This window comes from Clostridia bacterium, assembly GCA_012841935.1.
GTDB lineage: Bacteria > Bacillota > Peptococcia > DRI-13 > DTU073 > DUTS01.
This window is the reverse complement of sequence record DUTS01000098.1, coordinates 1-6,030: the sequence shown is the minus strand read 5'-3', so window position 1 is coordinate 6,030 and position 6,030 is coordinate 1. Positions and strand designations below refer to the sequence as shown.

General features: G+C 38.4%; 9 protein-coding genes. All 9 read left to right on the top strand.

The window, feature by feature from the left end:
* On the top strand, positions 1-279 hold a 279-nt coding region (locus GX687_05445), incomplete at its 5' end, for a DNA-directed RNA polymerase subunit alpha (protein ID HHX96881.1).
* 16 nt (positions 280-295) lie between these two features.
* Positions 296-634, top strand: a complete 339-nt coding sequence (gene rplQ / locus GX687_05440) for a 50S ribosomal protein L17 (protein ID HHX96880.1) — start codon at positions 296-298, stop codon at positions 632-634.
* 103 nt (positions 635-737) lie between these two features.
* A complete protein-coding gene (locus GX687_05435) occupies positions 738-1,568 on the top strand; it encodes an energy-coupling factor transporter ATPase (GenBank protein ID HHX96879.1) in 831 nt (276 codons plus the stop codon).
* Complete coding sequence (locus GX687_05430; protein ID HHX96878.1) at positions 1,553-2,416, top strand: energy-coupling factor transporter ATPase; 864 nt, start codon at positions 1,553-1,555, stop codon at positions 2,414-2,416. Before GX687_05435 ends, GX687_05430 begins: the two co-directional genes overlap by 16 nt.
* Positions 2,409-3,200, top strand: coding sequence for an energy-coupling factor transporter transmembrane protein EcfT (locus GX687_05425; GenBank protein HHX96877.1), 792 nt, complete (start codon positions 2,409-2,411; stop codon positions 3,198-3,200). Before GX687_05430 ends, GX687_05425 begins: the two co-directional genes overlap by 8 nt.
* Positions 3,197-3,952, top strand: a complete 756-nt coding sequence (gene truA, locus GX687_05420; protein HHX96876.1) for a tRNA pseudouridine(38-40) synthase TruA — start codon at positions 3,197-3,199, stop codon at positions 3,950-3,952. The genes GX687_05425 and truA overlap by 4 nt, the downstream gene beginning before the upstream one ends.
* A gap of 12 nt (positions 3,953-3,964) precedes the next feature.
* A complete protein-coding gene (locus GX687_05415) occupies positions 3,965-5,317 on the top strand; it encodes a polysaccharide deacetylase family protein (GenBank protein HHX96875.1) in 1,353 nt (450 codons plus the stop codon).
* Positions 5,318-5,360: 43 nt separating this feature from the next.
* Complete coding sequence (gene rplM / locus GX687_05410; protein HHX96874.1) at positions 5,361-5,825, top strand: 50S ribosomal protein L13; 465 nt, start codon at positions 5,361-5,363, stop codon at positions 5,823-5,825.
* The coding region (gene rpsI, locus GX687_05405) for a 30S ribosomal protein S9 (protein HHX96873.1) at positions 5,826-6,030 on the top strand (205 nt) is incomplete at its 3' end.

Here is a 6,030-nt window from a genome sequence, read left to right as displayed (position 1 = left end):
TTTGTTGGTTTGACGGAAGAAATTGGTGATGTGGAGATTATGGTAGAAACCGAAGAAGAAGAACGTAATAAAGTATTAGATTTAAGTGTAGAGGAATTGGATCTTTCTGTACGTTCTTTTAATTGCTTAAAAAGGGCTGCTATTAACACAGTGGGAGAACTTGTTCAAAAAACAGAAGCTGATTTAATGAAGGTTAGGAATTTAGGAAAAAAATCATTAGCCGAAATTAAAGAAAAATTGGCTTCTTTAGAATTAGCCTTAAGTGAGGAAGAAGAATAAAGGGGGGTTTGAGGAAATGACCCGTCGAAAACTAGGTAGAACTATGGAACATCGGCGTGCTTTATTAAGAAATATAACTACTGAACTATTGAAAAATGGTCGCATTGAGACCACGGAGGCACGGGCTAAAGAGGTAAGACGTATGACAGAAAAAATGATTACCCTCGGTAAAAAAGGGGATTTACAGGCCCGCCGTCAAGCTAACTCTTATCTACTTGATGAAGCTGTAGTGAAAACATTATTTCAGGACTTAGCTGAAAAATATGCTGACCGTCAGGGTGGATATACCCGTATTGTTAAAGTAGGACCGCGTCGTGGTGATGCGGCTGAAATGGTTATCGTGGAATTGGTTTGAGGGGTAGTTGGCAAAAACCGGGGTCAGGAAAACCGGATTTTTAAACCAAGCATCTGGTTTGGAATCGGCTTTCCTGGTTTTTGTTTTCAGGTGGTGAGGTAAAATGATCAGTGTAAAAAATTTAAAACATCGGTTCCGTACCTCACAGGGGGAATCCTTCGAGGCTTTAAAAGGGATTTCTTTAAAAATAGAGCCAGGTGAGTTTGTAGCTATTGTGGGACATAATGGCTCCGGTAAATCTACTTTGGCTAAACATTTTAATGCTTTATTATTACCTGACTCTGGTTCTGTTTTTGTGCAAAACATGGATACACGGGAGGCAGCTAATTTATGGTCAATCCGGCAAAAGGTGGGTATGGTTTTTCAAAATCCGGATAATCAATTAGTGGCTACCACTGTTGAGGAGGATGTTGCTTTTGGTCCTGAAAATTTAGGAATGGAACCTTCTGAAATTCGTCAGGTGGTTAATGAGTCCCTAGCTAGTGTGGGGATGAGTGAATTTAAAACTAGAGCCCCACATTTATTGTCCGGGGGACAAAAACAAAGGGTGGCTATTGCCGGTGTTCTTGCTATGAGGCCAGATGTTTTAGTTTTAGATGAACCTACTGCCATGTTAGATCCGATTGGACGGCGTGAAGTAATGGAAACTGTGGTAAAATTGAATCAAGAAATCGGCTTAACGGTTATTTTAATTACGCATTTTATGGAAGAAGCGGCTTTAGCTTCCAGGGTTTTGGTTCTGGAAAATGGGTTGTTAGCACTAGAAGGTACTCCTTATGATATTTTTGCTCAAGTAGAAACATTAAAGGCACTGCATTTAGATGTGCCGCCCATGATGGAATTGCGTAATCTTTTGGTTGCCGGGGGGTTAAAATTACCGCGTAATATTTTAACCGTGGAGGAAATGGTGGTGGCCTTATGTCAATCATTTTAGAAAATGTGCATTTTATCTATCAATCAGAAGCTGTCGAGGCTGTTCAGGCTTTAAAAAATATTAATGTGATAATTAATGAAGGCGAATTTGTGGGCATCATCGGACACACGGGTTCAGGTAAATCTACTTTGGTACAGCACTTTAATGGATTATTAAAACCAACCACTGGGACGGTCAGTATTGATGGCTTGGTAACTACTGAACGAAAAATAGCCTTACGGGAAATTAGAAAAAAGGTAGGACTAGTTTTTCAATATCCGGAACATCAATTATTTGAGGAAACCGTCTTTGCTGATATTGCTTTTGGGCCGCGAAATTTAGGTTTAACTTCCGCACAAGTGGAGCAGAGAGTAAAAAAGGCCCTACAAATGGTTCAGTTGCCTTTGGAAAAATATGCTCAGCTTTCACCTTTTAATTTAAGTGGGGGTGAGAAACGGCGTGTGGCGATTGCTGGTGTTTTAGCCCTTGAACCTAAATATTTAATTCTTGATGAACCTACTGCTGGGCTTGATCCCCGCGGTAGAGATGAGATTTTGCGGCAGATTCGGGCTCTACACCAAGCTGGTATCACCGTTATTTTGGTATCTCATAGTATGGATGATGTGGCTCGTTTAACAGAGCGTCTTTTAGTTATGCACCAGGGAACCATTATTTTCGATGAACCGACTCGTCAAGTTTTTGCCTATTATGAACAACTGCGGAAAATTGGTTTGGATATTCCCACAGTGGCCAAATTGATGTATGAATTGCATAGACGCGGTTGGTCGATACGTCAAGACTTATTTACGGTAGAAGAAGCTTATCGGGAAATTTTGCGGATTTGGAAAGAGGAAAAGACCTATGCTTAAAGATATTACGATTGGTCAATATGTACCTAGGGATTCCTTGATTCATCATTTGGATCCGCGGACAAAAATAATTTGTATTGTACTTTATATGTTGGCTTTGTTTATGGTTCAAAATGTTTTTGGTTATTTAATTACCACTATTTTTACTCTCTCGATTATTTTTTTATCACGTATTTCCATAGGAACTATTCTTAAAGGACTTAAGCCTCTTCTCTTTATAATTTTTTTAACCCTTGGTTTACATGTTTTTATGACTGAAGGAGAGCCAATTTGGCAGTGGGGTTTTTTAAAAATTACGCAGCAAGGGTTAAAACAAGGTCTTTTCATGGCTTTGCGTTTAATCTATTTGGTAATTATTACATCTCTTTTGACTTTAACTACCACACCCATTGCTTTAACTGATGGTTTGGAAAAAATCTTGAGGAGACTCTTTATTCCCATGGCTCATGAACTAGCCATGATGATGACCATTGCCTTAAGGTTTATACCTACTTTAATTGAGGAAACTGAAAAAATTATGAAGGCTCAAATGGCTCGTGGTGCTGATTTTGAAAGTGGTGGTCTTTTAAAACGGGCTAAAAGTTTGATTCCACTTTTGGTACCTTTATTTTTAAGTGCTTTTCGTCGAGCCGATGAATTAGCTATGGCGATGGAGGCTCGCTGCTATCGAGGTGGAAAAAATCGCACTCGGATGACACAATTGCAAATGGATTCTGGTGATTATCTAGCCTTTATTATCCTTGTTTTTTTTGTGATTATCATTATTTGGAGTCGTTGGAGATGAATAACAGACGTAATTTTAAATTAACTTTGGCTTATGAAGGTACTAAATTTCATGGTTTCCAAATTCAAAAAGATACAGGTTTACCTACTATCCAAGAAAGTGTGGAAAAGGCTCTTTTCGATTTAACCAATGAAGAAATAAGGATCATGGGGGCAGGTAGGACAGATGCTGGAGTACATGCCTTAGGTCAAGTAATTAATTTTTTTAGTAGTACTAAAATACCGGTGGAAAAATTACCTTTAGCTTTAAATACACTATTGCCTCCGGCAATAGTTGTCTTAGATGCTCAAATAGTTCCCCCGGATTTTAAGGCCCCTTTTCAGGCTCAAAACAAAACCTATCTTTATCAATTTTATAATCAGCCGCTTCGCAGTCCCTTTTGGCGGCGTTATGCTTATCATGTGCCATTTCCTTTAAATTTAACGGCTATGCAGTTAGCTGCCCAGTTTTTAGTTGGAGAACATAATTTTAAGGCTTTTTGTGCACAGGGGGCGACAGTCAAAAGTTATACCCGTACAATTTTTGCTTGTTCTTTGGAACAGGATCTCCCTTTAATTAAGCTGTGGGTAACCGGAAATGGTTTTTTATATAATATGGTGCGTATTTTGGCTGGCACTATTTTGGAAGTGGGACAGGGTAAACGCCAACCAGAGGAAATAAAAGATTTATTGGCTGAAGGGGAGCGCAAATTTGCGGGTCCAACATTGCCTCCTCAAGGGTTATTTCTCTATCAGGTAACTTATCCATATTGAGGAGGCAGGGAAATGAAAAAATGGGGACTTTTAATAGTCTGTTTAATAATTATTGGTGCCTGGTTTTTTAAACCTTTTGAGCAGCCTAGTGAATCAGAAATAACTTGGCATGAAGAATTGGTTTGGGAAGAAATTGAAAGTAGTAATCAAAGTTTGCAAGCCGAATTGGCCGCGGAGTACAGTATCTATGTTAATGACCTTTTTATAGACCTTGGTTATCAATGGGATGATCAATTTTATGTGCCTCTGCGTTCCATAGCCGCTAGTTTAAATTGGCAGGTAACTTGGATACCTGAAACAGGTGCTTTAAGGTTAGTCAAAGGAGAGGAAGAGTTTACGGTTGAAATTAAGGATATTTTAGGTAAAGGCTATGCTCGTTTAACAGAATTGGAAAAAGTGCTTGCTTACCCCCAAGTAGAAAAAACAGCAAAGCAAATAGCTATATTTACAGCCTCACCCCCAATTGAACAAATAGAAAGACCTAAAGAAAAACTCGCTTTCTTTATTAATAATCGTAAAATGACTGAAGCTGCTTTTACCTATTTAGATAAAGAATATGTTCCTGCCCGTATATTTGCTTTAGCCTGTGATTTACAATTTAGATTAGATGCCGAAAAAGGAAAGGTTTATATTGAGGAAGAAGAAATAGATCCCCTTTTTGTTCAAGGAAGAAGTTATGCTTCTCTTCAGGAACTAAAAAAGTTTATTGATTCAACCCAACTGGAATTTGAATTTAAAAAAACAAGTTCCCCTAATGAGCTTTGGCCCCTTTTGAGTAAGGGCCCAGAAAAAAAAGTAGTTGCTCTTACTTTTGATGATTATCTTTCTTCAGATGTAGAACCCTTACTTGCAATTCTTAAGGAACATCAAGTATCAGCCACCTTTTTTCTGATTGGTAACAGTTTGGCTGGTAATCACGACCTTTTAAAGACAATGGCTGCTGAGGGGCATGCCTTGGCTAATCATACTTGGGATCATTTAAATTTATATACTCTTACTACAGATGAAATTAGGGCCCAAATAATTGCTCCCCTTTTAAAAATGGAGCAATTGGGAGTAAAACCGGCTCCCTTTTTTAGGCCACCAGGTGGTTTCTATAATGAGACGATCATTAGAATAGCTCAAGAAGCTGGTTTAAAGACAGTACTTTGGTCTTTGAATTCTTTTGATGGTGATCCAGCCAATAGTGCTTTTTTAGTAAAAGATACTGTTTGTCGTTGGGTTCATCCTGGAGCAATTGTTGCTTTACACACTAGTCGGCCAGCTACTATTCAAGCCTTACCGGGCATTATTAAAAATTTACGCAGTCAGGGTTATGATTTTGTGACACTTCCGGAATTGTGGGCACTTGACAGGGTTAAGTGAGTATATTAAAATAAATCAGTGGTCAAAAATGAAAATTATTCAGATGTTAGGGAGGGGAAAAAAAGTGCGTACCTTTATGGCTAAGGCACAAGATATAGAAAGAAAGTGGTATCTGATTGATGCCCAAGATAAAGTTTTGGGTCGTTTGGCATCGGAAATTGCCACAATTTTAAGGGGTAAACATAAACCTACTTATACTCCCCATGTTGATGTAGGGGATTATGTGATTGTAATTAATGCTGAAAAAGTAAAATTAACCGGAAATAAACTACAAAACAAAGAACATATTACTCATTCACGTTATCCGGGTGGTTTGAAAAGGACAAGTTATGCTACCCTTTTACAGAAAAGGCCGGAATTAATTATTGAAAAGGCAGTTAAAGGTATGTTGCCTGGCAATCGTTTGGGAGCGGCAATGTATCGAAAACTGAAAGTTTATTCTGGAGCGGAACATCCCCATCAGGCTCAACAGCCGCAAGTTTGGGAAATTGGGAAGGAGGTAAAATAGGTGGTACAATATTATGGAACTGGTCGGCGTAAAACCTCAATAGCTCGTGTACGTTTAATACCGGGTAAAGGTGAAATTAATGTTAATGGTCAATCCTTAGAAGAATATTTTGCTAAAAAAACTTTGGAAGTACTTATTCTAGAACCATTAAAAATTACTAATACCGAGGGTAAATTTGATGTATTAGCCAAAGTAGAAGGCGGCG